Origin of the sequence: Micromonospora sp. NPDC006431, from assembly GCF_042870725.1 — a bacterium.
GTDB lineage: Bacteria > Actinomycetota > Actinomycetes > Mycobacteriales > Micromonosporaceae > Micromonospora.
The window spans coordinates 137,027-162,124 of sequence record NZ_JBIAHQ010000015.1 but is presented as its reverse complement, the minus strand read 5'-3'; the positions used below and the strand labels follow the sequence as shown (position 1 = coordinate 162,124).

Annotated in this window: 24 protein-coding genes; 12 read left to right on the top strand and 12 right to left on the bottom strand. The window is 72.9% G+C overall.

The genetic code is table 11. The features are described 5' to 3' along the window. The first annotated feature begins 41 nt into the window (after positions 1-41). The gene (locus ACFYM6_RS24185; protein ID WP_387278910.1) at positions 42-233 is read left to right on the top strand and encodes a hypothetical protein; all 192 of its coding nucleotides are present in this window, start codon (positions 42-44) and stop codon (positions 231-233) included. A 25-nt stretch (positions 234-258) separates the two neighbouring features. On the opposite strand, the gene ACFYM6_RS24180 is transcribed toward ACFYM6_RS24185, so the two are convergent. From ACFYM6_RS24180 to ACFYM6_RS24165, 4 genes are read right to left on the bottom strand one after another with little or no spacing between them, the layout of a single operon-like run. Then, positions 259-702, bottom strand: coding sequence for an RrF2 family transcriptional regulator (locus ACFYM6_RS24180; protein WP_387278908.1), 444 nt, complete (start codon positions 700-702; stop codon positions 259-261). 4 nt (positions 703-706) lie between these two features. After that, complete coding sequence (locus ACFYM6_RS24175; RefSeq protein WP_387278906.1) at positions 707-1,591, bottom strand: ABC transporter permease; 885 nt, start codon at positions 1,589-1,591, stop codon at positions 707-709. Further along, complete coding sequence (locus ACFYM6_RS24170) at positions 1,581-2,360, bottom strand: ABC transporter ATP-binding protein (RefSeq protein ID WP_387278905.1); 780 nt, start codon at positions 2,358-2,360, stop codon at positions 1,581-1,583. Before ACFYM6_RS24170 ends, ACFYM6_RS24175 begins: the two co-directional genes overlap by 11 nt. Then, the gene (locus ACFYM6_RS24165) at positions 2,357-3,421 is read right to left on the bottom strand and encodes an ABC transporter substrate-binding protein (protein ID WP_387278903.1); all 1,065 of its coding nucleotides are present in this window, start codon (positions 3,419-3,421) and stop codon (positions 2,357-2,359) included. Before ACFYM6_RS24165 ends, ACFYM6_RS24170 begins: the two co-directional genes overlap by 4 nt. 229 nt (positions 3,422-3,650) lie before the next feature. On the opposite strand from ACFYM6_RS24165, the gene ACFYM6_RS24160 reads away from it, so the two are divergent. From ACFYM6_RS24160 to nudC, 3 genes are read left to right on the top strand one after another with little or no spacing between them, the layout of a single operon-like run. After that, positions 3,651-4,961, top strand: coding sequence for a M16 family metallopeptidase (locus tag ACFYM6_RS24160; protein ID WP_387278901.1), 1,311 nt, complete (start codon positions 3,651-3,653; stop codon positions 4,959-4,961). After that, the gene (locus tag ACFYM6_RS24155) at positions 4,958-6,295 is read left to right on the top strand and encodes a M16 family metallopeptidase (protein ID WP_387278899.1); all 1,338 of its coding nucleotides are present in this window, start codon (positions 4,958-4,960) and stop codon (positions 6,293-6,295) included. The genes ACFYM6_RS24160 and ACFYM6_RS24155 overlap by 4 nt, the downstream gene beginning before the upstream one ends. 14 nt (positions 6,296-6,309) lie before the next feature. Next, a complete protein-coding gene (gene nudC / locus ACFYM6_RS24150) occupies positions 6,310-7,254 on the top strand; it encodes an NAD(+) diphosphatase (RefSeq protein WP_387278969.1) in 945 nt (314 codons plus the stop codon). A gap of 274 nt (positions 7,255-7,528) precedes the next feature. Here the strand turns inward: nudC and ACFYM6_RS24145 are convergent, their stop codons facing one another. From ACFYM6_RS24145 to ACFYM6_RS24135, 3 genes are all read right to left on the bottom strand, one after another. Next, positions 7,529-7,813, bottom strand: coding sequence for a hypothetical protein (locus ACFYM6_RS24145; RefSeq protein WP_387278897.1), 285 nt, complete (start codon positions 7,811-7,813; stop codon positions 7,529-7,531). A gap of 247 nt (positions 7,814-8,060) precedes the next feature. After that, the gene (locus ACFYM6_RS24140) at positions 8,061-8,300 is read right to left on the bottom strand and encodes a DUF397 domain-containing protein (RefSeq protein WP_387278895.1); all 240 of its coding nucleotides are present in this window, start codon (positions 8,298-8,300) and stop codon (positions 8,061-8,063) included. Positions 8,301-8,374: 74 nt separating this feature from the next. Then, entirely contained in the window at positions 8,375-9,355 is a 981-nt protein-coding gene (locus ACFYM6_RS24135) for a helix-turn-helix domain-containing protein (RefSeq protein ID WP_387278894.1), read from the bottom strand. A gap of 226 nt (positions 9,356-9,581) precedes the next feature. On the opposite strand from ACFYM6_RS24135, the gene ACFYM6_RS24130 reads away from it, so the two are divergent. Continuing rightward, a complete protein-coding gene (locus tag ACFYM6_RS24130) occupies positions 9,582-10,859 on the top strand; it encodes an MFS transporter (RefSeq protein ID WP_387278892.1) in 1,278 nt (425 codons plus the stop codon). Positions 10,860-10,939: 80 nt separating this feature from the next. Here the strand turns inward: ACFYM6_RS24130 and ACFYM6_RS24125 are convergent, their stop codons facing one another. After that, complete coding sequence (locus tag ACFYM6_RS24125) at positions 10,940-11,182, bottom strand: mycoredoxin (RefSeq protein WP_387278890.1); 243 nt, start codon at positions 11,180-11,182, stop codon at positions 10,940-10,942. Between the two features lie 89 nt (positions 11,183-11,271). On the opposite strand from ACFYM6_RS24125, the gene ACFYM6_RS24120 reads away from it, so the two are divergent. From ACFYM6_RS24120 to ACFYM6_RS24110, 3 genes are all read left to right on the top strand, one after another. After that, a complete protein-coding gene (locus ACFYM6_RS24120; RefSeq protein ID WP_387278888.1) occupies positions 11,272-13,425 on the top strand; it encodes an ATP-dependent DNA helicase UvrD2 in 2,154 nt (717 codons plus the stop codon). Between the two features lie 130 nt (positions 13,426-13,555). Beyond that, positions 13,556-13,810: a hypothetical protein gene (locus ACFYM6_RS24115; protein WP_357439837.1), complete on the top strand. Its 255-nt coding sequence runs from the start codon at positions 13,556-13,558 to the stop codon at positions 13,808-13,810. 134 nt (positions 13,811-13,944) lie between these two features. Further along, complete coding sequence (locus ACFYM6_RS24110) at positions 13,945-14,310, top strand: WhiB family transcriptional regulator (protein ID WP_073834753.1); 366 nt, start codon at positions 13,945-13,947, stop codon at positions 14,308-14,310. Between the two features lie 429 nt (positions 14,311-14,739). Here the strand turns inward: ACFYM6_RS24110 and ACFYM6_RS24105 are convergent, their stop codons facing one another. The 3 genes from ACFYM6_RS24105 to ACFYM6_RS24095 all read right to left on the bottom strand — a co-directional run bounded on the left by ACFYM6_RS24105 (position 14,740) and on the right by ACFYM6_RS24095 (position 17,572). Beyond that, positions 14,740-16,086: an ABC1 kinase family protein gene (locus ACFYM6_RS24105; RefSeq protein ID WP_387278886.1), complete on the bottom strand. Its 1,347-nt coding sequence runs from the start codon at positions 16,084-16,086 to the stop codon at positions 14,740-14,742. 10 nt (positions 16,087-16,096) lie between these two features. Continuing rightward, positions 16,097-17,209 carry a TOMM precursor leader peptide-binding protein gene (locus tag ACFYM6_RS24100; protein ID WP_387278884.1) on the bottom strand — a complete coding sequence of 371 codons (1,113 nt, stop codon included), beginning with the start codon at positions 17,207-17,209 and terminating at the stop codon, positions 16,097-16,099. A gap of 195 nt (positions 17,210-17,404) precedes the next feature. Next, complete coding sequence (locus ACFYM6_RS24095) at positions 17,405-17,572, bottom strand: DUF5679 domain-containing protein (protein WP_165945332.1); 168 nt, start codon at positions 17,570-17,572, stop codon at positions 17,405-17,407. A gap of 524 nt (positions 17,573-18,096) precedes the next feature. Here ACFYM6_RS24095 and ACFYM6_RS24090 point away from each other — a divergent pair. Continuing rightward, positions 18,097-18,627 (top strand): M48 family metallopeptidase, encoded by a 531-nt coding sequence (locus ACFYM6_RS24090; RefSeq protein WP_387278882.1) that lies wholly within the window; start codon positions 18,097-18,099, stop codon positions 18,625-18,627. Positions 18,628-18,811: 184 nt separating this feature from the next. Further along, on the top strand, positions 18,812-19,456 hold the full coding sequence (locus ACFYM6_RS24085; protein WP_387278880.1) for a hypothetical protein: 645 nt from the start codon (positions 18,812-18,814) through the stop codon (positions 19,454-19,456). Between the two features lie 63 nt (positions 19,457-19,519). On the opposite strand, the gene ACFYM6_RS24080 is transcribed toward ACFYM6_RS24085, so the two are convergent. Then, entirely contained in the window at positions 19,520-20,725 is a 1,206-nt protein-coding gene (locus tag ACFYM6_RS24080; protein WP_357440173.1) for a zinc-dependent metalloprotease, read from the bottom strand. A gap of 184 nt (positions 20,726-20,909) precedes the next feature. Between ACFYM6_RS24080 and ACFYM6_RS24075 the strand changes: the two genes are divergently transcribed. Both ACFYM6_RS24075 and ACFYM6_RS24070 read left to right on the top strand, forming a co-directional pair. Then, a complete protein-coding gene (locus ACFYM6_RS24075) occupies positions 20,910-21,923 on the top strand; it encodes a PDZ domain-containing protein (protein ID WP_387278878.1) in 1,014 nt (337 codons plus the stop codon). Between the two features lie 124 nt (positions 21,924-22,047). Next, positions 22,048-25,032, top strand: a complete 2,985-nt coding sequence (locus ACFYM6_RS24070; protein WP_387278876.1) for a UPF0182 family protein — start codon at positions 22,048-22,050, stop codon at positions 25,030-25,032. Positions 25,033-25,098: the final 66 nt, after the last annotated feature.

Sequence of the window (25,098 nt, the reverse complement as noted above, 5' to 3'; positions counted from 1 at the left end):
AATGAGGCTGGGCGAACCGGCCGAGCGCGGAGGGGGGGACCATGGCGAGCGACGCCGGCTCGGCGGAGGTGCGCGAGCTGCTGCTGGTCCTCGCGGTCGCGGGGGCGGGGCTGCTGCTCGCCATGGCGGTGGCGTTCGGTCCCTGGCACCCGACGTCGGACGGATCCGCCCGGACCGGGCTGGTCGAGTTGCACAGCCCGGCCGGGTGGGACACCGATCCCGTCGCGAGCTGACCCCCGGAAGGGTCAACAGCCGAGGTCAGCGCGCGGCGGAGCGGTCGGCCAGCAGGTCGGCCAGCGTGGTGCGGTCCACCACCAGCGCGATCGCGCCGTCGACCGCCAGCCAGACGTCCCGCAGGCCGGTGGCCACCCCGTGGTAGCCGGCCCGGTCGGCGGGCATGCCCCGGACGCTGGTCAGCGCGCCGCCGACCGCGCGCAGGACGTCACCCACGCTGATCTCGCCCGCGGCCCGGGCGAGGGCGTACCCGCCCTCGGTGCCGCGATGGCTGTGCAGCAGCCCGGCCCGACGCAGGTCGAGCAGGATGCCCTGGAGGAAGCTGAGCGGGATGTCCTGGCGCTCGGCCAGGCTCGCCGCCTTCACCAGTTCGCTGCCGCTGAGTCCGCCGTCGCCGGTGGACCCGGCGGCGTCGGCGACGGCGAGCATGGCCCGGAGCGCGTAGTCGGCGCGCGCGGAGACGTACACGGCGTCAGTTGCCGGCCTGGTCCAGCACGCCCCACCGGCGGCGGATCGCCTTGTCCGCCGCGCCGAAGGCGGCGTCCACCAGCAGCCCCACCACCAGGATGACGATCATGATCGCCATCAGCCGGGGCGCCTCGTTGAGTTCCCGGGCGTAGGTGAGCTGCGCACCGATCGACGTCCGGGTGGCGATGACCACCAGCAGTTCGCCGGCCATCAGGCTGCGCCAGGCGAACGCCCAGCCCTGCTTGAGCCCGGCCACGATGGCGGGCAGCGCGGCCGGCGCGATCACGTACCGGTAGAGGTTGAGGCCGCGGGCGCCGAGGTTGCGGCCCGCGCGCACCAGCAGCGGCGGAACGTAGTCGACGCCGTGGATGACGCCGTTGGCGACCGACGGCGCCGCGCCGAGCACCACCACGAAGAAGATCGCCTGCTCGCTGAGCTGGAAGAGCAGGATGGCCAGCGGGAACCAGGCGATCGACGGCATGGTCTGCAGCGCCGTGATCATCGAGCCGAGCGCGGCCCGCAGCACCGCCACCCGGGCCACGGCCAGGCCGAGCACCAGCCCGACGGCGACCGCGGCGGCGAAGCCCACGGCGGCCCGGCGGCCGGTGGTGGCCAGGCCGTCCCAGAGCGCCGGGCTGATCAGGTAGTGGGCGAGGTCCTCGAACACCGTCGCCGGCCCGGGCAGCGCCCACGGGTCCTTCCACCCGGTCCAGACCACGACCTGCCAGACGGCGATGGCCAGGGCCAGGGCGGCCAGCTTCGGCCACAGCCCCGACCAGGCGCGGCGTACCCGGGACGGCCCGCGCTGGCGGCCGGCGGTCTCCAGGGCGTCCAGGCCGGAGATCTCCGCGTCGGTACGCGCGGATCCGGCGAGGGTGTCACTGGCCATGGCGGCCCACCTCCGTACGCAGCCGGTCGGTGACCTCGGCGGCGATGGTCGCGATCTCCGGAGAGTCGATCCGCCGGGGCCGGGGCACGTCGACCCGGGTGGACCAGATGATCCGGCCGGGCCGGCTGGAGAGCAGGATGATCCGGTCGGCGAGCCGGGCCGCCTCCCGGACGTTGTGCGTCACGAAGAGCACGCTCAGCCGGCGCTCGGACCAGATGCGTTCCAGCTCGTCGTGCAGGATGTCCCGGGTCATCGCGTCGAGCGCGCCGAACGGCTCGTCCATCAGCAGCACCGGGGTGTCCAGGGCGAGGGTGCGGGCCAGCGCGACGCGCTGCCGCATGCCGCCGGAGAGCTCGTGCGGGCGCTTCCGGCCGAACTCGGCCAGGTGGACCGTACGCAGCAGGTCGGCCACCTTCGCCCGGCGTTCGTCCCGGGGCAGCCCGCGCAGCTTGAGCGGCACCTCGACGTTGGCCTCGACGGTGAGCCACGGGAACAGGGCCGGCTCCTGGAACATCAGGCCCGGGTTGACCGCCTCGCCCAGCTCGATCTGGCCGCCGCTGGCCCGGTCCAGCCCGGCCACCAGGTTGAGCAGCGTGCTCTTGCCGCATCCGGACGCACCGACCAGGCAGACGAACTCGCCGGGTGCGACGTCCAGCGACACCCCGTCCAGCGCCAGGACGGCCTGCTCGCCCTGGCCGTACACCTTGGTCACCCCGCGCAGCGCGACCGCGCCGGTCGCGCTGCGCGGGGTCGTCGTGGTCGACGTCACGGCTGGGTGACCTCGGGCTTGCCCTGCGCTTTGAGCACCTCGTTGAGGAAGGACAGGTCGTAGAGGCCGTTGAGGTCCACCGGCTGGGTCAGCTCGACGGCGACCGCGTGGTCCAGGCCGGTCTTCAGCGAGGCGGCGATCGGGTCGTTGGTGAACTCCAGAGTGGGCCAGGCCTGCTTGATCAGCTTGACGTCTAGCGGCTTGCCGGTGATCTTGCCGATGTGGTCGGAGATGGCCTGCTGCGCCTCGTCCGGCTTGCCGTTGACGAACTCGTTCGCCGCGACCTGCCCCTCCACCAGCTTCTTCACCACGTCGGGGTGGGCCTTGAGGAACTTGGTGCTGACCAGCAGGTTGGTGATGACGAACTTCCGGTCCGGCCAGAGGTCGCGCTCGTCCACCAGCACCTTGCCGCCGGCGTTGACCAGCCGGGAGACGTACGGCTCCGGCACCCAGGCACCGTCGATCGCGCCGCTGGCGAAGGTGTCCACCGTCTGCGCGTTCTCCTGGGGGACCACCTTGACGTCGCCGCCGCCCTCCTTGGTGGTCTTGAGGCCCTTCTCCCGCAGCCAGTAGCGCAGCGCCACGTCCTGGGTGTTGCCGAGCTGCGGCGTGGCGATCTTCTTGCCGCGCAGCTGCTCGACCGAGGTGATCTCCGGCTTGACCACCAGCGCGACGCCGCCGGAGGCGGCGCCGGAGACGACCCGGACCGCCTCACCCTTGGACTTCGAGAAGGCGTTCACGGTCGGGTTCGGGCCGATGTACGTGGCGTCGAGCGCGCCGGAGAAGACCGCCTCGATGGCCGCCGGGCCGGCGTTGAAGGTCTTGGTCTCCAGCGTGACGTCGCTGCCGAGCTTCTCCTTGAAGATCCCCTTCTCCACCCCGACCACGGCGGGCGCGTGGGTGATGTTGGGGAAGTAGCCGAGGCGCAGGGTCACCGGACCGGACCTGCCGGCCGCGTCGTCGGTGCCGCCGCCGCAGGCCGCCGTGGTGCCCAGGGTGGCCGCGCCGACCACGGCGAGGGTGGCCAGGGAGACCAGCCGACGGAAGGGGAGCCGTCTCATCGTGTGTCCAATCCACAGTATTCCTATTTAGTTGGTAGGAAGAGTGGGGCAGGCTGGAGTCGGCGTCAAGACCCATCCACGATCCGGGACGGGCGACCTGGGTATTCCCGATAATTCCCACCTGTTGGGTGGAGTAGGCGGTGCCGGTCGGCCCACCACCGGAACGACCGTCCAGGGCGCCGGGCCACACCGGCGGTGCGGCCGGTGCCGACGCGTTAGGGTCGATCTCGTGCCGAGGCGGAGAACGAAAATTCCAGCGACGAAGTACCCGGTCGAGCGGTTCAGCCTCGACAACGGCCTGCGGGTGGTGCTCACCCCCGATCGCAGCGCCCCGGTGATCGGGGTGGCGGTGGTCTACGACGTCGGCATCCGGTCCGAGCCGGAGGGGCGCACCGGCTTCGCCCACCTCTTCGAGCACCTGATGTTCCAGGGCTCGGAGAACCTGGAGAAGCTGGCCCACTTCCGGCACGTCCAGGGCGCCGGCGGCACCTTCAACGGCTCCACCCACCTGGACTACACCGACTACTTCGAGACGCTGCCCAGCAACGCCCTGGAACGGGCGCTCTTCCTGGAAGCCGACCGGATGCGCGGCCCCCGGCTGACCGAGGAGAACCTGCGCAACCAGGTCGACGTGGTCAAGGAGGAGATCCGGGTCAACGTGCTCAACCGGCCGTACGGCGGGTTTCCCTGGCTGAACCTGCCGCCAGTGATGTTCGACACCTTCCCCAACGCGCACGACGGCTACGGCTCCTTCGACGACCTGGAGTCGGCCACCGTGGCGGACGCCGCCGACTTCTTCCGGCGCTACTACGCCAGCGGCAACGCGGTGCTGGCGGTCAGCGGGGACATCGACGTGGCCGAGGCGACGGAGCTGATCGAGCGGCACTTCGGGGACGTGCCCGCCCGCCCCGCCCCGGCGCGGCCCGACTTCGCCGAGCCCGACCTGACCGCCGAACGGCGCCGGTCGTACACCGACAAGCTGGCCCCGCTGCCGGCGGTGGCCGGCGCCTGGCGGGTGCCCGACCCGGTGACCGACTTCGCCGGCTACCTGCCGTACGTGGTGCTGGCCGAGGTGCTCACCGACGGCGACGCGTCCCGGCTGGTCGAACGGCTGGTCCAGCGGGACCGCACGGTCACCAGCCTCGGCGGCTACCTCGGTTTCATGGGCGACCCGTTCGACGTGCGCGACCCCACGGCGCTGCTGCTCCAGGCACACCTGCCGCCAGGGGGTGACGTGGACAAGGTGCTGCGCACCATCGACGAGGAATTGGACCGGCTCGCCACCGACGGGCTGACCGAGGGAGAGCTGGCGCGTACCCAGGCCCGGATGGCCACCCATCTGCTGCGGGACACCGACGCGGTGCTCGGCCGGGCGCTGCGGATGGCCGTCCTCGAACAGCAACGCGGCGAGCCGGGCCTGCTCAACGAGCTGCCCCGGCTGGTCGGCGAGGTGACCGAGGAGCAGGTCCTCGCCGCCGCCACCACCCTGCGGCCGGAGCGCCGCGCGTCCATCGAGGTCATCGCCGGAGGTGCCCGATGACGGCAACCGTGGAGACCGGGATCCGGCCGCTGCCGCCGCTCGGCCCGAACCGCCGGCTCAAGCTGCCGAAGCAGGCCGAGCGCACGCTCGCCAACGGGCTCACCGTGATCGCCGTACGCCGACCCGCGGTCCCGCTGGTCGAGCTGCGGCTCTGGATGCCGGCCGGGCGTACCCACCTGGCCCGGGGCGCGATGCTGGCCCAGACCATCCTCGCCGGCACGGCGACCCTCACCGCGACGCAGATCGCCGCCGAGCTGCAGAAGGTCGGCGGGGGGCTGTCCGCCGGGATCGACCCGGACCGGCTGATGCTCTCCGGGGCGAGCCTGGTCACCGGCCTGGACCGGATGCTGGAGATCCTCGCCGACGTGCTGACCGGGGCCACCTACCCGGGTGACTGGGTGGAGACCGAGCGGGACCGGCTGGTCGACCGGATCCAGGTCGCCCAGAGCCAACCCGCCCACCTGGCCCGGACCGCGCTGCTCAAGCGGGTCTACGGCAAGCACCCGTACGCGGTCCAGACCCCGGAGCCCGACCAGGTGCGCGCGGTCCGCCCGCCCGCCCTGCGGCGGTTGCACGCCGACCGGGTGCACCCGGCCGGTGCGGTGCTGGTGCTGGTCGGCGACGTGCAGCCGGAGCGGGCCGTGGACGCCGCCGAGCAGGCGCTGTCCGGGTGGAACGGCGCCGGGGGCGCCGAGGAGCTGCCGCCGGCCCCGCCGCTGGAGCCCGGCCCGCTGCTGCTGGTCGACCGCCCCGGCTCGGTCCAGTCGTCGCTCCGGATCGCCCTGCCGGCGGTGCCCCGCACCCACCCGGACCACGCCGCGCTGCAACTGGCCAACCTGGTCTTCGGCGGCTACTTCTCCTCCCGCTGGGTGGAGAACATCCGGGAGGACAAGGGCTACACGTACGGGCCGCACTCGCTGGTCGAGCACTCGGTGGCCGGGTCGGTGCTGATCGCCGCCGCCGAGGTGGCCACCGAGGTGACGGCCCCCGCCCTGCTGGAGACCGGGTACGAGCTGGGCCGGCTGGCGTCGCTGCCGCCGAAGCCCGAGGAGCTGGAGCAGGCCCGCCAGTACGCGCTCGGCACGCTTCAGCTCGGCATGTCCACCCAGGCCGGGCTGGCGTCACTGACCAGCGCGTACGCCGGCAACGGGCTGCGTCTGGACTTCCTCGCCGAGCACGCCGCCCGGCTCGCCAAGGCGACCGTGGACGACGTGGCGGAGGTGGCGGCCCGCTACCTCGCCCCGGCGAAGGCGGTCACCGTGGTGCTCGGTGACGCGGAGCGGATCGCGGATTCGCTGGCCACGCTCGGGCCGTTGCGGACGGAGTCGGCGTGAGCGAGCTGGGCGGCGTGACCGGCGAGGCCGGCCCGCCGCTGGCCCGGTCCACGCTGGACCGGGCCGCGCACCGGCGTACCGAGCCGGACTGGCTCGCCGAGGCGTGGGAGCGGGCCCGGGTGCTGGTGCTGGACTCGGCCGACGACGGGCGGGCCCTGGTCCGCGGCGCGTCGGCTGCGCCGGAGTTGGTGCTGGTCGGCTCCGCCGAGCTGCCCGACGTGCCCCGGTCGGTGCCGATGTTCCTCGGCGTCGAGCCCGACGGCGTACCGGTCTTCGCGGTGGACGCGCCGCTGCCGGAGCTGCCGGACACCCGGCGGGCCAACCTGCGCGAGGTGGGACACCTCCTGGCCGACCGGGACGCGGGCCTCTTCACCACCGCCCTCGCCCTGCTGAACTGGCACGTCCGGCACGGCTACTCGTCGGTCACCGGGCGGCCGACGCAGGTCGACGAGGCCGGCTGGTCCCGGGTGGACCCGGGTGGTGAGCGGGTCTGGCCGCGTACCGACCCGGCCATGATCGTGCTGGTCCACGACGGGGTGGCCGGCCCGGAGGGGCGCTGCCTGCTCGGTAACAACGCCGCCTGGGCACGCATCCCCGGCGAGCGCCGCTTCTCCTGCCTGGCCGGCTACGTCGAGCCCGGGGAGTCGGCCGAGGCCGCCGTGCTCCGCGAGGTCCGCGAGGAGGTCGGCGTCGGGGTCGAGGAGATCGCGTACGCGGGCAGCCAGTCCTGGCCGTTCCCGGGCTCGCTGATGCTCGGTTTCCTGGCCCGCGCCGACGCCGACGAGCCGGTCCGGGTGGACCCGGCCGAGATCGCCTACGCCCGCTGGTTCACCCGGCGGGAGATCGGCGCCGCGCTGGCCGGGGAGGCGGTCGACGTCGACGGTCACCGGCTGGCCCTCCCGCCACCCTCCTCCATCGCCCTGTTCCTGATCCACCGCTGGCTCGACGGCCACTGCTGAGTGGTCGGGCCGCCGCGACCTGACCGACGCGGCAGGTGGGTCATCGCCACCTGACCGACGTGGCGGGTGGATCATCGCCACCTCGCCGACGTGGCGGGGTTGCGGCCAGCGGGATACCGCCACTTCGCCGACGTGGCGTTGATCACCGGCAGACGCGGTCCCGGCCCGTGACCGTCGTTGCCGCGGCGGTCACGGGCCGGGAACACGGGCCGTCGTGGCCGGGTGAGGCAAGGAACGCGGCGGGGGAGCCGGTCCGACCACGACGGACGTCAGGTCAGGTGCTCGTGGTGCTCGTGGTGTCCCATCGGTACGGGTGTGCCGGGGCCGGGTCCTCGATCGGGAGCACCTTCACCCGGTGCCGGCCGGCGCGTACCGCTCCGACGGACGCCAGCGCCCGGGCCAGCAGCAGGGCGGCGTCCCGGTCCTCGGCGTGGACGACCTGGCGGCGCGGCTCCGGCGCGGTGGTCTCGTCCCGCAGCCGGCCACCGCCGGCCCAGGCGGCCGCGATGTCGATGTCGGCGGCGGCTCGGATCTCGGTGCGGACGATCAGAAACCGCATGGGTGTCCCCCGGATACGGATGGACGGATACGCAATGGAACTTCCACGTCACTCATTCGACATGTTACGCCTGGCGGTCGTCCCAGCAAGTGAAACCCGACTGTCGTTCGCGCACGCCGACCGATCGGCTGACCCCAGGTCAGCACGGTTGTCGGGAGGACGGTGACGTCCACCCGGCGTGACGTGGCCGGGTGGACAGGCGGCGGGGCCGCCGGCGCGACGCCGGCGGCCCCTGGTGTTCGGTGGATCAGTTCAACGAGAACTGCCCGTTCTTCGCGCCGGCGATGAAGCCCAGCCAGCCGGCCCGGTTGAACAGCAGCACCGGCCCGCTCCGGTCCTTGCTGTCCCGCAGCGCCACCGCCGCCGGCCCGGTACGCAGCGGCGCGACCTCCACGCAGTTCGAGGTCTGGCTCCGGGTGCTCTTGCGCCAGGCGGCGCCGACGAGATTCGGCGCGAGGTCGGACGAGTTGTTGCGGATCTCGTTCATGGTTCTGCTCCTGGTCTGGAGTGCTCCGATGGGGACGAGTGGCGCCGCAGGCCGGACGGCGAGGTCCCCGTGGATCACCGGTCCGTCGCCAGGCGCCCCGGGTCGCGGCGGCGCTGGGCCGGCGCCGTTGCCGGCCCGAACGCCACTGTGGACTCGGCCGCCGTATCGGTCAGCCGTCCCGTCGCCTCGATGAGCCAGGAGAGGGTGTCCGATGCGGAGAGCGCCGCCGAGCATAGCCACTCGAACACCACTTTATAGCGATTTAGGGTGTTTACCTCGGTCGACATGACGTCGGTGAACCCACCTTCGATGGCCAGCGTCTCCGGATCGAGCGGATCGGCGAACCGGTAGACCGAGAAGGCGGTCGGTGGGAGGTACCAGTCGCCGACCCGGGTGTCGCGCAGCAGCAGATGCAGCGTCACGTTCGGCAGCATGGCCAGCTCGCAGAGGTGGACGATCTGCTCGTGCAGCACCTCGGGTGGGCCGGCCCGGCGGCCGAGGGCGGCCTCCTCCAGCACGGCGGTGTAGCGGGGCGCGTCGGGGGAGCGGGTCAGCAGCGACTGGCGGGCCTGCCGGGCGCGTACCTCGGTGTCCGGGTCCTCGGTGTCCGGGTCGCCGGCCTCCGCCGCCACCTGGGTCGCCGAGAGGATCCGGTGCCGGGCGTACCCGGGGGTCTGCAGCAGCCCGGGCACCAGCACCGGGTTGTACTCGGAGATCTCCGCGCAGCCCGCCTCCAACTCGGCGAAGCCGCGCTGCTGCTGGGTCATCACCGGGAAGTTCCGCAGCCAGCCGCGCATGTCGCCGGCCTCGTGGGTGATCCCCAGCAGTTCCTCGCGCAGCTCGTCGTCGGCGCCGTAGAGGGCCAGCAGGATGTCGACGTCGTCCGGGTCGGGGCGGCTGCGCCCGTTCTCCAGGCGGGACAGCTTGGACGCGGAGGCCCAGCCGATCCGCTCGATGACCTGGTCGCCGGTGAGGCCGGCCTGCTCACGCAGCCGGCGCAACTCGGTGCCGAGCCTGCGACGGCGCAGGATCGGGCCTGGTGCGGCAGGAGGCACGGTGCCCTCTTTCCGTCGACCGTCGCGGAGCGCGACGGTAACTGTATGGAATTCGCCCCCCACGGTCAGTATGGACGCCGCGGCCGGTACCGGAGGTTCCGGCGAGGGCGTGTCTTGCGACAAAAAGAGGACCGTGGAGGTGGTCCGACCGGCCCGGACGAGGACGTCCAAGGCCCGGCACCCGCCCCCGTCGCGCCTTCGGGCGCACCCCCGCCGGAGGAACCTGATGCGCACCGTCCTGGGCCGCCCCGACTTCCGCCTGCTCTTCGTCGCCGTGCTGGCCAGCATGGCGGCCGAGTCGATCCTGCTGCTGGCCCTCGCCGTCTGGGTGAAGGACCTGACCGGCTCGGACGGCATGGCCGGCGCGACCATCTTCGCGATCATCGCCCCGATGACGCTGGCGCCGCTGGTCGGCTGGTTCGTCGACCGGTACCGTCGCCGGCCCTTCTTCGTGGCCGCCAACCTGGGCGCGGCGCTGCTGCTCACCCCGCTCTTCGCGGTCCGGGGCCGGGCCGACGTGTGGGTCATCTACGTGGTGGCGGCGCTCTATGGCCTGTCGTACATCACGTTGACCGCGGTGCTGAGCGGGCTGATCCGGCACCTCGTGCCGAGCGAACTGCTGGCCGACGCGAACGCGGTGCTGCAGACCGTCCGGCAGGGCCTCCGGCTGGTCGGCCCGCTGGCCGGGGCCGGGCTGTACGCCGCGGTCGGCGGCTGGCTGCTGGCCGCGCTCGCCATGGCCGGCTTCCTGACCGCCGCGGCCGTCGTCGGCCTGCTCCGGGTCACCGAGACCCCGCCCGCCGGGGCCGACCTGCGTTGGCCGGCCGAGCTGGGTGCCGGGCTGCGACACCTGGCCGGCGAGCCGGCGCTGCGCCGGGCCCTGCTCGGCTACGGGCTGGGTTCGCTGGTGATGGGCTTCACCGAGTCGCTGATCTTCGCGTACGTGGACCAGGGGCTGCGCCGGGAGGTCGCCTTCGTCGGCGTGCTCGTCACCGTGCAGGGGGTCGGCGGGCTGGTCGGCGCGCTCCTCTCGGCGACCGTGGTACGCCGGACCGGCGAGGTGGGGGCGCTCGCCGCCGGGGTGACGCTCTTCGGGCCGGCCGCGCTGGCGCTGGCGTACCCCCGGCTCTGGCTGGGCGTGGTGGCGCTGCTGCTGGCCGGGTTGTCGCTGCCGCTGACCATGGTCGGGCTCAACACGCTGGTCCAGCGGCGTACCCCGCCGGCCCTGCTCGGCCGGGTCGCCGCCGCCTCGGAGGCGCTGGTCAGCGGCCCGCAGGCGGTCTCCATCGGGGCCGGTGCGCTGCTCGTCGGCGTCCTCGACTACCGCCTGCTCTTCGCCCTGGTCGGGATGATCACCATGGCCGCCGGCGCCTACCTCTGGCACGCCCGCCACCTCAGCCCACCCCCGCCGTCAGCGCCCGCCCGCATCCCTGCCCCGCGCCGCCCGCCGCCGTCCGTCGATCATGAGGTTGCCGTGGCGACACGCCGATCCCGAGGCCGCTAACCTCATGATCATCGACGGCCGGCGCGGACGCGGAAGAGCGGCCGGCCCGGGTGGGGCGGCCGCTCTTCCGGCGTGGGTGGTCAGGCGGAGATGGTGGCGAGGTGCTGCTTGACCTGGGTGATGGAGGGGTTGGTGAGCGCGCTGCCGTCGGCGAAGCGCAGGGTCGGGACGGTCTGGTTGCCGCCGTTGACGCTCATCACGAACTCGGCGGCCTTCGCGTCCTGCTCGATGTCGACCACCTCGTACGCGATGCCCTCCCGGTCGAGCTGCGACTTCAGCCGGTGGCAGTAGCCGCACCACGGGGTGGAATACATCGTCAACATGGTCAACTCCTCCAAGGGGTGGCGCGCCCGGTCCAGTCAGGCCAGGCTAATCGCTGCAACATCGCCGGGGGCTGAGATGATTCCTGGCTGTGGCGGTTCACTCAACGGCGGAACGGGTGCTGGCCGGGCTGGATCCGGAGCAGCGGGCCGCGGTGACCGCCCCGGCCGGCCCGGTCTGCATCCTGGCCGGCGCCGGCACCGGCAAGACCCGCGCGGTGACCTCCCGGATCGCGCACCGCACGCTCACCGGTGACATCGCCGCCCGGCACGTGCTGGCGGTCACCTTCACCGCTCGCGCCGCCGCCGAAATGCGCAGCCGTCTCGCCGTCCTCGGGGTGCCGGGCGTCCAGGCACGCACCTTCCACGCGGCGGCCCTGCGCCAGGTCCGCTACTTCGCCCCCCGGCTGCTCGAGGGGCGCGCCATGCCGGAGTTGATGGAGAGCAAGGTCCGGGTGGTCACCCTGGCCGCCGCCAAGGTCGGCCTGCGCGCCGACCGGACCGCCGCCCGCGACCTCGCCGGCGAGATCGAGTGGGCCAAGTCGTCCCTGGTCGAGCCGGGCGAGTACGTGGTGGCCGCGGCCAAGGCGCTGCGCGAGACCTCGTACGAGCCGGCGAAGGTGGCCGAGGTCTTCGCCGCGTACGAGCGGCTCAAGCGCGGCAACGGGGTGATCGACTTCGAGGACCTGCTGCGCGCCGCCGTCTGGGGGATCGAGGAGCACGCCGACGTCGCCGAGCAGGTCCGCGGCCAGTACCGGCACTTCGTCGTCGACGAGTACCAGGACGTGAACCCGCTCCAGCAACGGCTGCTGCAGGCGTGGCTCGGCGGCCGGGAGGACCTCACCGTGGTCGGCGACGCCAGCCAGACCATCTACTCGTTCACCGGGGCGACCTCGTCCTACCTGGTCGACTTCCCGCGCCTCCACCGGACCGCCACGGTGGTCCGGCTGGTCCGCGACTACCGCTCCACCCCGCAGGTGGTCGGGCTGGCCAACGCGGTGATCTCGCAGGCCCGGGGGACCGAGGCCCGGCTGCGGCTGGAACTGCACGGCCAGCGCCCGCCGGGCCCCGAACCCGACTTGCGGATCTTCACCGACGAGCCGGCCGAGGCCAACGCGGTCGCCGCCCGCTGCCGGGCGCTGATCGCCGGCGGCACCCCGGCCCGGGAGATCGCGGTGCTGTTCCGCACCAACGCGCAGTCCGAGGCGTACGAGAAGGCGCTCACCGAGGCGCAGGTGCCGTACGTGGTGCAGGGGGCCGAGCGGTTCTTCGAGCGGCCCGAGGTCCGGCAGGCGATGGTGGCGCTGCGCGCCGCCACCCGGTCGATCCCGGGGGAGACCCCGCTGCCGGCCGCCGTGGTGGAAGGGCTCGCCGCGGTGGGCTGGGCGCCCGACGCGCCCCCGGCCGGCGGTGCCGCACGTGAGCGGTGGGAGGCGCTCGCCGCAGTGGTCCAGCTCGCCGAGGAGTACGCGGCGACCCCCGAGGTGGTGCCGATCGGCGAGGCCGCCGCCATCGAGCGCCCGGTGACCCTGGCCGACTTCACCGAGGAACTGGCCCGGCGGGCGGCCCAGCAGCACGTACCCACCGTGGAGGGGGTGACGCTCGCCTCCCTGCACTCCGCCAAGGGGCTGGAGTGGGACGCCGTTTTCCTGGTCGGCCTCGCCGAGGGCACCCTCCCCACCACGTACGCGAAGACCCCGGAGCAGGTCGAGGAGGAGCGGCGGCTGCTCTACGTCGGGATCACCCGGGCCCGGGAGTGGCTCTGGTTGTCGTACGCCGCGGCCCGCTCGCCGGGCGGTCGGGCCCGGCGGCCCTGCCGGTTCCTGCCGCAGCTCGACCGCTCGGGGGGTACCGAGCGGGCCGGCGCCGGCGCGGCCCGGCGCACCGAGCGGCGGCGCGCCCAGGTGGTCTCCTGCCGGATCTGCGGCGCCACCCTGCTCGCCGGGGCGGACCGCAAGCTGGGCCGCTGCCCCACCTGCCCGTCCGACCTGGACCAGGAGCTGTACGAGCGGCTGCGCGAGTGGCGGCAGCGGGTGGCCGAGGCGCAGAAGGTGCCGGCGTACGTCGTCTTCACCGACGCCACGCTCACCGCGCTGGCCGAGCGGAAGCCGGGACGCAGCGAGGAACTGATCGCGATCGCCGGGATCGGCCCCCGCAAACTGGGACTTTACGGAGATACGGTGCTGGCCCTGGTGGGGGGCGCGGCGGTGGACGATGTCTGCCCGCAGAAAAGTTTCGAAATCTAGCCGTAAATCGTTTGCCCTCGCCCCGAGGCGAGGAATAGCCTCAGGACACACCTCGCGAGCGGCGCCATTCTGGCTGCTCACGGGGGACGAGTCCATGGTCGGCACGAGGAAAGTCAGGGAGGTGGCATCAATGGAGACCTACATCTACGAGCGTCCGCTGGCGATGCCAGTTGCCTGCGCTCCGCTGTCGGCTGTCCGGGTGGCCCTTGCCGCTCGACCGTCGGTCCCGCAGGTGCACCAGGTCCAGGTTCAGGCCGAGCTGAACCTGACCGTTGCGCCGCTGGCGGGGATCGAGGGGACCAGTGGCTTCACGGGCATGGGCATCGATGGCGCCAAGAAGCGCACGGATGTCCGCGGTGTTCCACCTCGAGGTAGACCGGTCTGATCCAACAGACCACCGGCTCACCTCGAGGCCGCGGAACCCGCACACCGGGATCCGCGGCCTCAGTGTTTTTGCACCGCCGAAGTACGTCGGAAATGCGATCCACGAGATCGAAGTGAGAGAGAGGTGACCGGAGGATGAGTCTGGCGTTGGCCCCGCTCGACGTGAGCGTCGAGGTGGAGGCGAACCTGCCCTGCCGGAAGTTCGACCCCGACCTGTGGTTCTCCGACTCGCCTACCGAGCTCGAGCTGGCCAAGTCGCTCTGCGGGGACTGCCCGCTGCGCGTCGAGTGCCTCGCGGGTGCGGTGGAGCGGGCCGAGCCCTGGGGCGTCTGGGGCGGCGAGATCTTCGAGCGTGGCGCGGTCGTCCCGCGCAAGCGGCCCCGTGGCCGTCCGCGCAAGGAGGACCTCGCCCGCGACGCGCAGCTCCGGGTCGAGGCCGAGGCGCGACTGGCAGCCAGTGGGCTGACCGAGTCGCGTAACGCGGTCCGGCTGGCGGCCTGACACACCCCGTTCCACACGTCCCGCCGGTGAGCCCACCGGCCGCGAGAAAGACGAAACCGATGCTGCACCTGCCGAACGGAACCGAGATGCAACTACTTCACGAAGCGTTGTCCCGGGCTCGAATGCCCCGGCCTCAGGCCGGTCGCACCACCACGAGCACTGAGGCAGCCCGTTCCGCCCGTACCGTCGCGATGAAGAGCCGGCGCCAGTCGGCTCGTGACCTGGGCGTTCTCTAGATCCCTACCACCTGCACGGGGGCGGCGGCCGGATGGCCGCCGCCCCCGTGGCATAGGCGACGCCGTGCCTGCGGATGGCCGCCGCGCTCAGCCCACCGAGGTGGCATCGGCGACGCCGTGCCTGCGGATGGCCGCCGCGCTCAGCCCACCGAGGTGGCATCGGCGACGCCGTGCCTGCGGGCGGCCGCCGCGGTCAGCCCACCGGGGCGAAGCCGGGCAGCCAGCGCTCCAGGATCGCCCGGTAGGGCGCCTTCGCCTCCAACTGGCAGAGCACCCCGATCGAGCCCAGCGTGACCCGGTGGATCATCAGGTACGACGGGGGCAGGTTGAGTTGGCGACTGAGCTGGTAGGCCGGCGAGCGGGGGTTGGCCAGGCGGGCCGCCTCGGACCGCAGCCAGGCCCGGGTGAACCGGAACTCCTCGGTGGCGATCGGCTCCAGCATCGGCCGGAGGAAGTCGAGCACCTCCTCGGCGTCGATCGGCTCGGTCGGGCTGACGAAGCCCTCCTTCCGCAGGCCGGCCACCACCGCCTCGGCGTCGCCGCGCAGCGCCAGCGCGGCGATCCGGCCGATCGGCTCGGGGGTGCCGTCCGGCATCCGGGCCACCGCGCCGAAGTCGATCACGCCGAGCCGGCCGTCTGGGAGCAGCCGGAAGTTGCCCGGGTGCGGGTCGGCGTGCAGCAGCCCGGCCCGCATCGGCGCGGACAGGTGCAGCTCGGCCATCAGCCGCCCCGCCTCGTCGCGCTGCTCCTCGGTGCCCTCCCGGATGATCGCCGCCAGTGGCGTGCCCTCGATCCACTCGGTGATCAGCACCCGGGGTGAGGCGTCCAGCACCTCGGGGATGTAGATGTCCGGATCGTCGGCGTACGCCGCGGCGAAGGCGCGCTGCGACTCGGCCTCCAGCTCGTAGTCCAGCTCCTCGGTGATCCGCTCCCGCAGCTCGACCAGGAGCGGCTTGACGTCCAGCCCGGGCTGGATCGCGCGGAACATGCCGCCCAGCCGGGAGAGCTGCTTCAGGTCGGAGAGCAGGGCATCCCCGGCGCCCGGGTACTGGATCTTCACGGCCACGTCCCGGTGGTTCGGGGCGCCGTTCGGGCCGTATCCCGGGTCCCGCCAGACCGCGCGGTGCACCTGGCCGATGCTGGCCGCGGCGGCCGGGGTGTCGTTGAACTCCACGAACCGCTCCCGCCAGCCCGGGCCGAGCTGCTCGGCGAGCACCTTGTGCACGGTGGCCGCGGGGAGCGGCGGGGCGGCCTCCTGGAGCTTGGTGAGCGCCTGCCGGTAGGGGCCGGCGATCTCCTCCGGCAGCGCCGCCTCGAAGACCGATAGGGCCTGGCCGAACTTCATCGCCCCGCCCTTGAGCTGCCCGAGCACGCTGAACAGCTGCTCGGCGGTGCGTTGCTGGATCTCGGCGGAGATGACCTCGGACGCGAGCCCGGTGACTCGCTTGCCCATGCCGAGGACGGTCCGGCCGGCGAAGCCGAGTGGCAGGGCGGCGAGCTTGGCGGTCCGGGACACGGCCCGGCGCGGGATGTCGGTCACCCGGTCATTGTTACCGACTCGACGGCCCCGCTGCTGCTATGAAGCCGGTACCGGTGGGGCTGACCCGGATCGGGCGACGCCCGGAACATCCGCAGGACGGGTGCGGCGGCCACTGGCGGCGGCGGAATCGGCCGGCTCCGGCGATCTCAACCGCACAGCCGAGGGTCTCCGGGGTGCCACCGTCGAGGTGGGCCAGCGCCTCCGCGGCCGCGTACGCCACCGCCGCGAGCCGGGTGGTGGCGGCGCAGGCCCGTTCGGTGCCGTCGGCGGCGAGCTGGGCGGCGAGCGTGGGCCAGTCCGGGTCGCGGTCCACCCGGTGCAGATCGAGGCAGTTCAGGCAGGGACCCGCCGGCGGGCGCACCAGCGGGCCGACCACCGGCACCCCGCCCCGCAGATCGACCAGGAGGTGGGGCTGGCGGCGCTGTGCGTACCCGGTGGCCAGCACGGGCGCCGGCCGGTCCGTGCCGAGCTGGACCACCAGGTCGACGCGGCCCCGGCGGAGCGGCCCGGTCTCCGTACCCGGGGCGGACCGGCCCAGCGCCGCGCGGACCGCCGCGGCCAGCGGTCGGCCCACCTCCGCGGCGGCCAGGCCCGTCCCGACCAGGTCGCCCGGACGGACCGGGCCGGGCAGCTCGGGTACGACGTGCCCGACGCCGGCCTGCGCCAGCGCGACCGCGATCGCGGCGCCGAGCCGGCCGGCGCCGGTGACCAGCACGCGCGCCGCCCGGCGGCGGCGCAGCACCTGGGCCGGGGTGCCGGGCAGTGCGGACGTGGCCAGCGCCAGGGCGTCGGCCTCGCCGGCGAGCCGGGCCCGGGCCGGCCCGGCGAGGTCGCGGGGGAGCAGGCTCTGCGCCGCTACGACGAGACCGGCGGCCCGGAGCGTGTCGAGCAGGACGCGCGCCTCGTCCGGCGCGACCCGCGCGGTGGCCGCGTACGCGAGGACGGCACGTTCGCTCCGGGTGCCGTCCAGCAGGTCGAGCAGGCGGGCTGCCCGGGGGTTCGCCACCTCCAGCAGGACGGCCCGGCCGGGCTCGACCCCGAGCTGGAGGGTGTGCCGGTCCCGCCAGAGGCGGGCCAGCCCCGGCAGGAGGGTCGGGCGGGCGAGGGGCGTCGGATCGGCCATGCCACGAATCGTGACCGTGTCCGCGCGTTCCGTCGATCGTTGTCCACAGGTGCGCCGGGCTGTGGCCAGGGCTGTCCACAGAAAAAGCCGGCTTTTCCACAACCGGGCGGTAACCGGTGTCGCGCAGCCGACAGTAGGGACCGAACGGACGCGGGGAGGGGTGGCCGGCCGGCCACTCCTCCCCGTCCGTACCGGTCAGACCTTGGCCTTGCCCAGGATGCGGTTCACTGTTGTGCCGCACACCGGGCACTTGCCCTTGGCCATGTTCATGCCGGTCTTGGAAACCTCGATACGCCCCTCGAAGTCCCGCTTCTCCTTGCACTTGACGCAGTAACCGTTGTAGGTCTGGGCCTGGTCGGCCACGGTAGCCCCTCCTCGTCTCGTCCGCCGGACACGCCGTCCCGGCGGGTTCCCGGCGGCGGGCCACACGGGGCACCGGCGCTGGGTTGTTCTCCGCGGCCACGCTCATGACCGCTGGTTGGCGGACCCTACCCAGGTCTGGGCGGTTCCATGTCAGCTCAGCATCGACACTGTGAGCTAGTCGACGTCGAGAGTGTGCATGCCGAGTCACGTCCGATAAGTCAGTTCCGCAGGGACACGCCGGGCGAATGCCCTCAGATCACCCTTGGGGTCGCCCCCGCGCGACGCCCGTCCGTAGATCACTTAACGTGTGCGGGGGTGGGCAGGTAACGGGCGTGGCCCGGCCCGAGTCGCCACGAAGGGTGACCGAGGACCCTTGTCGGGCTGCCGCAAAGATTTTTTTTGGGACTCCTGCCGACCAACCACCATTTTCCGGGCGCATGTCGTCGTGTTGACTCTTGCGGACCCCTGGTCAGTACGCATTAGCTTGCTGTCGTGACAGTCATCCGAGGCTGCGCGGACCGGTAATGGCCGGGACGCGGAAGCCCGTCGTCGAGGTACGGCGCAGTCAGCGCCGGCGACGTACGGTGTCCGCGTACCGGGACGGGGAACGGGTCGTGGTGCTCATCCCCGATCAGTTCTCCCGCGCCGAGGAGAGCGAGTGGGTCGACCGGATGCTGGCCCGGCTCGCCGCGCGCGAGGGCCGGCTCGCCCGCTCCGACGCCGAGCTGCTCGCCCGGGCCACCCGGCTGATCAACCTCTACCTGCCCGAGCACGGTGCCGCGGCGGCACCGGCCAGCGTCCGCTGGGTCACCAACCAGAACGGCCGCTGGGGCTCCTGCACCCCCGCCGACCGCACCATCCGGATCTCCCACCGGATCCAGGACATGCCCGACTGGGTGATCGACTACGTGCTCCTGCACGAGCTGGCGCACCTGATCGTGCCCAGTCACAACGCCCATTTCTGGGCCCTGGTCGGGCGGTACCCGAAGACCGAGCGGGCCCGGGGCTACCTGGAGGGCGTGGCCGCCACCGCCGGCGTTCCCCTCACCGACTGATTCCCGAGGTCGCCCCGGCGAGCGCCCCTGCCGTTGGCCTGCCGCCCGGCGACCTGGAGTGCGGTGGCTCCGAGCCGCGGTCGGCGCGTCCGCGCGGGCCGAAGCGCCCTGGTCGCGTCGCGACCCGCTCGACCGGGCGCTGGCCGGGCCCGCCGCGGCTCGGGCGGAGGGCTAGGGTCGGAGCGTGGCTCGACGTGTGGTGGTGGCGTTGCTCGCGCCGGTGGGCTGGACGCCGCCGGGGATCGACCCGACCCGGTGGCGTACGGCGCTCGCCGAGGACGTGGTGGACCTGCTCGCCACCCTCAACGAGGTGGAGACCGCGGTGGCCGTGACGCCCGCGGACCGGTGGCTGGCCGACGCCGTGGTGTGGCCCGGCACCGCCGTCCACGAGGTGCCGGAACCCACCGTCAACGCGGTGTTCGCCGCGCTGGCCGGCACGGACCGGGCCACCGCCGATGCCGGGCGGGCCGGCGCCGGGTACGACCAGGCGGCCGTGGTGGCCGCCGACGCGCCCGACGTGCCCGGGCTCACGCTCGGCAAGCTGCTGCGGCCCCTCTCCAGCCGGCCGGTGGCCGTGGCCCCGGTGGAGGGGAGCGGCCCCGGCCTGCTCGGCGTGGCCGCCCGGCTGCCCGTACCGGCATGGCTGCCGGTGGTCGACCTGGCGACGGCAGCGCCGGCCGAGGTGCGCGCCGCCGCCCCGCGCCCGGGGGACGTGGCCGTCACGGCCGGCTGGCGCCGGCTGCGCGGCCCGGCCGACCTGGCCACCCTCGACCCGGCCTTCGAGGGCTGGGAGGCCACCCGCGCCCTGCTCTCCGGCCAGCCCGGCTGACCCCCCGGACGAGCAAGATCCGCACAACTTCGGTGAAGTTGTGCGGATCTTGGCGGTGTGCGGTCAGGAGGACTTGTCGTCGCCCTCGGCGGGGGGCTGCTCCTCGGGGGCGCCAGGGGCGGTGAAGTCGAAGCTGGCCAGCTCCTCGTCCAGGTCGCTGCTGGTCGCGGCGAACGCCTCCGGGTTGGCGAAGTCGTCGTCGGAGGGGAGCAGGTCGGGGTGACCCCAGACCGCGTCCCGGCCGGCGATGCCCCGCTGCTCGGTGAGCGCCGCCCAGAGCACGGTGGCCTCGCGCAGCCGGCGGGGGCGCAGCTCCAGGCCGACCAGGGCGGCGAAGGTCTGCTCGGCCGGCCCGCCCGCGGCCCGGCGCCGGCGGAACGCCTCGCCGAGGCGTACGACGTTGGGCAGCCGCTCGCCGGCGGCGGTGTCGACCACGTGGCACACCCAGCCCTCGACCAGGGCGAGCACGGTCTCCAGCCGGGCCAGGGACGCCTTCTGCGCCGGGGTGTCCTCCGGGGTGAAGATGCCCTCCAGGGCGATCGCCTGCATTGACTCCGGGTCGGTCGGGTCGACCCGACCCATCGCCTCCTCGATGGCCTCCCGGTTGACCCGGATGCCCGCGGCGTAGTTCTCCACCGCGGTGAGCACGTGCCCGCGCAGCCACGGCACGTGCTGGAAGAGCCGCTGGTGGGCGGCCTCGCGCAGGGCGACGTAGAGGCGTACCTCGTCCTCGGGCAGCTCCAGGCCCTCGCCGTACGCCCGGATGTTGGCCGGGATGAGCGCGGCGGTGCCGGCCGGGCCGAGCGGCAGGCCGATGTCGCCGGCGGAGAGCACCTCGGCGGCGAGCGAGCCGAGCGCCTGGCCGAGCTGGCCGCCGAAGAGCGCGCCACCCAGCGTGGCGACCATCGACTGCATCGGGCCCAGCTGGGCCCGCGCCTCCGGCGGCACCAGGTCGCCCATCGCGCCGACCATCCGGCTGGCCACCGGGTCGCAGAGCTTGCGCCACACGTCCAGGGTCTTGTAGATCCACTCGTTGCGGTTCCAGGCGACCGACGCCCGGATGCCGGAGGGCCACGAGGTGGCCGGCTCCAGCCAGAGGTCGGCGATGCGCAGCGCCTCCTCCACCGCGTTGCGTTCGAACGGCGAGACCGCCGGGTCGCCGGTGGCGGCGAGCTGGCTCGCGGCGACCTGCCGGGCGAGGTCCCAGTTGACCGGCCCACTGCCCGGCGCCGAGAGCAGGTGCTGCAACTGCGCCATGAACTGCTGCATCTGCGCGGGATCGTTGGGGTCGGGTGGTTGCCCACCCGGGAGCGCGAATCCGAACGGAATATCAGGCACGAGGTCTACGGTACGCGTGCCTTGCCGCAGGTCGCGCCCGCTGGCGTTGCGCTGAGGGCGAAGTCCGCCGGTCGCTGCGCCGGACGCCCGCGCCCGGATCGGTACGCTCTGCCGCATGAGACGTCGCGGCGTGACCGTACTCCTCGGTGCACTGCTCACCGCCCTGCTCAGCGTCGGGGTGCTGAGCGTGCCCATCCCGTACGTGGTGCTCGGTCCCGGCCCGACGGTCAACACCCTCGGCGCCGAGGACGGCAAGGAGATCATCCAGGTCACCGGGCGGCCGACGTCCACCTCCGCCGGGCAGTTGCGGCTCACCACGGTCGGGGTGCAGCCCACCGTCCGGCTCCGTTCGGCGTTGGCCGGCTGGTTCTCCAGGGACGAGGCGGTGGTGCCGCGCGAGCTGGTCTACCCGCCGGGCGAGTCGCAGCAGGAGATCGAGAAGCGCAACGTGGAGGACTTCCAGAACTCGCAGACCAGCGCGGAGACGGCGGCCCTGCGCAAGCTGGGTTACCCGATCGAGGTGCTGGTGAAGGGGGTCACCGCCGGTGGGCCGTCGGTCGGCGTGCTCCGGCCCGGCGACGTGCTCACCTCGGTCGACGGCCAGCAGGTGACCAGCGCGGCCAAGCTCACCGAGCTGATCCGGGCCAAGCCGGCCGGCAGCGCGCTGAAGATCGGGTACGTCCGCGACGGGGTGACCGCCACCGCTGCGGTGACCAGCCGGGAGCAGGACGGCCGGCCGCGGATCGGCATCGAGATCGACCAGCAGCAGCCGCACCCGTTCACCCTCAAGATCGACCTCGCGGACATCGGCGGCCCGAGCGCCGGGCTGATGTTCGCCCTGGGCATCGTGGACAAGCTGGAGCCGGCCGACCTGACCGGCGGGAAGATCATCGCCGGCACCGGCACCATCGACGACGAGGGCCGGGTCGGTCCGATCGGCGGCATCGCGCAGAAGCTGGTCGGCGCAAAGGAGGCCGGTGCGAAGGTCTTCCTGGTGCCCGCCGACAACTGCACGGAGGCGGTCCGCAACCCGCAGCCCGACCTGCCGCTGCTCCGGGTGGCGTCGCTCGACGACGCGCTGAAGGCGCTGGAGACGCTGCGCGCCGGAGGGCAGCCGACCCGCTGCTGACCCGGCTCCGGCGGCCCGCGCGGGGATCGTGGCGTGACCTTGACCCGACGTATTCAGGAACACCCCGTACTCTGGGTGCCTGGTCGGAGCCGATCACATCGAGCGTGCGGAGCCAACAGTGGTCATGCGTAGCAGTCCCCTGCCGAGGATGAGCCGGCGCGGACGCGCCACCATCGGGGTCCTGATCGGGGTGTTCGTGCTCTTCACCCTGCTGGGGTGGGGAGTCAACGCCTGGACGGACTGGCTCTGGTTCGAGGAGGTCCGCTACACCCAGATCTTCACCGGGGTGCTGGCCACCCGGCTGCTGCTCTTCCTGGTGATCGGGCTCGGCATGGCGCTGATCGTCGCCGGCAACCTCTGGCTGGGATACCGGCTGCGGCCCCAGCTGCGCCCGCACTCCGCCGAGCAGGCCACCCTGGAGCGGTACCGGATGCTGCTGAGCCCCCGGCTCGGCACCTGGATCGCCCTGGTCTCCGCCGTCATCGGGCTCTTCGCCGGGCTGTCCGCGCAGAGCCGGTGGAGCCAGTGGCTGCTGTTCCGCAACGGCGGGAGCTTCGGCGTCAAGGACCCGGAGTTCGGCGTCGACGTCGGCTTCTATGTCTTCCAGCTGCCGTTCTGGCGCTACCTGCTCGGCGTCGGCTTCACCGCGGTGGTGCTCGCCCTGCTCGGCGCCCTGGCCATGCACTACGTCTTCGGCGGGGTGCGGCTGCAGGGCATCGGCGACCGGATGACCAACGGCGCGCGCGCCCACCTGAGCACGCTGGTCGCGGTCTTCGTCCTGCTCAAGGCGGTCGCGTACGTGCTGGACCGGCGGGCGATGCTGCTGGAGTACAACGAGGGCGCCAAGCTCTACGGCGCCGGCTACGCCGACGTGAACGCGCTGCTTCCGGCGAAGGAGATCCTGGCCTACATCTCGGTCGTGGTGGCCATCGCGATCATCGTGTTCTCCAACGCGGTGATGCGGAACCTGGTCTGGCCCGGCATCTCGCTCGCCCTGCTCGGCGTCTCGGCGGTGGCGATCGGCGGCATCTACCCGTGGGCGGTGCAGACCTTCGAGGTGAAGCCGAGCGCCCGGGACAAGGAGGCGCCCTACATCGAGCGCAGCATCGAGGCGACCCGGGCCGCGTACGGGCTGGCCGGGGCCAAGTCCGCCGGGTACGCGGCGAGCAACCTCACCCCGCCACCCAGCCTGGCCACCGACACCTCGGTGGTGGGGAACGCCCGGCTGCTCGACCCGCAACTGGTCTCCGAGACGTACACCCAGCTCCAGCAGGTGCGTGGCTTCTACGACTTCGGCCCGAAGCTGGACATCGACCGGTACGCCGTGGACGGCAAGACCTCGGACTACGTGGTCGGCGTCCGAGAGATCAACTACGACGAGCTGACCCCGCAGCAGAGCAACTGGATCAACCGGCACACCGTCTACACCCACGGCTACGGCCTGGTGGCCGCCCCGGCCAACCAGGTGGTCTGCGGCGGCCAGCCGTACTTCGTCTCCGGCTTCCTCGGTGACTCCGGCAAGGAGGCGCAGGGCTGCGCGTCCGCGACCGAGCAGATCCCGGCCAAGCAGCCGCGGATCTACTACGGCGAGCGGATGAAGGCGGACGACTACGCCATCGTCGGCCAGACCGGGGAGCGCAACGTCGAGTTCGACCGCCCGACCTCGAGCGGGGGCGAGCAGTACTACACCTACACCGGCGAGGGCGGCGTCAAGATCGGCTCGTTCACCCGCCGGCTGCTCTACGCGATCAAGGAGCAGGAGTCGAACTTCCTCCTCTCCGAGGCGGTGAACCAGGACTCCAAGCTGCTCTACGTCCGCAACCCGCGGGACCGGGTGGAGAAGGTCGCGCCGTTCCTCACCCTGGACGGCGACCCGTACCCGGCGGTGGTGAACGGCCGGGTCCTGTGGATCGTGGACGGCTACACCACAGCCGCGACCTACCCGTACGCGGAGCGGGTCAACCTGCAGGCCGAGACGGCGGACGAGCTGACCGGCCGGGGCACGTTCCAGCTCGCCCGGGAGGACGTCAACTACATTCGCAATTCGGTCAAGGCGACCGTCGACGCGTACGACGGCACGGTCAAGCTCTATGCGTTCGACGAGACCGACCCGGTGCTCAAGGCGTGGAACAAGGCGTTCGGCGGCGAGCTGGTGCTGCCGAAGGGCGACATCCCGGCGGAGCTGGCCGAGCACTTCCGCTACCCGGCGGACCTGTTCAAGGTGCAGCGGAACCTGCTCACCAAGTTCCACGTCACCGACCCGGGCGACTTCTACTCCGGGCAGGACTTCTGGCAGGTGCCGAACGTGCCGGATGCGCCGGACAGTGGGCAGAAGCAGCCGCCGTACTACCTGTTCACCCAGTTCCCTGGGCAGGAGGCGCCGCGGTTCCAGCTCACCTCCGCGGTCACCCCGAACGGCCGGCAGAACCTGGCCGCGCTGATCGCCGGGTCGTACGTCGACGGCCAGCCGAGGCTGGAGGTGCTGGAGCTGCCGGACCAGACCCGGATCTCCGGCCCGGTCCAGGTGCACCAGCAGATGAGCAACAACGGCGACATCCGGCAGCAGCTCAACCTGCTCTCCTCCAACCAGGCGCAGGTGCAGTACGGCAACCTGCTCTCGCTGCCCTTCGCCGACGGCATGCTCTACGTCGAGCCGGTCTATGTGAAGAGCAGCAACCAGGACGCGTACCCGCTGCTGCAGAAGGTGCTGCTCTCGTACGGCGACGGCGGCTCGTACGTGGTGCTGGCGAACAACCTCACGGACGGCATCAAGCAGCTCGTCGAGCAGGGCAAACGGGCGCCCGGGGCCACGCCGCCCAGCACCGGCGGCACCCCGCCGACGGGTGGCGGCACCAGCCCGCCGGTGCTCACCGGCGCGCTGGCCGAGGCCGCCGGCAAGGTGCAGAGCGCGATCGCCGAGGTCAAGGCCGCCCAGGCGTCCGGCGACTTCGAGCGGTACGGGCGGGCCCTGAAGGCGCTGGATGAGGCGATGACGGCGTTCCAGGAGGCGCAGGTGGCGGCCAACCCGTCGCCCGCCCCGTCGGCCAGCGGCAGCCCGTCCGCGTCGCCGCCGGCCGCACCCTCGTCCTCACCGTCAGCGAACGGCTGACGCCGGCCCGACCCAGCGAGCCCGTGGCCTGGAGATCCCTAGTGGTCTCCGGCCACGGGCTTTGTC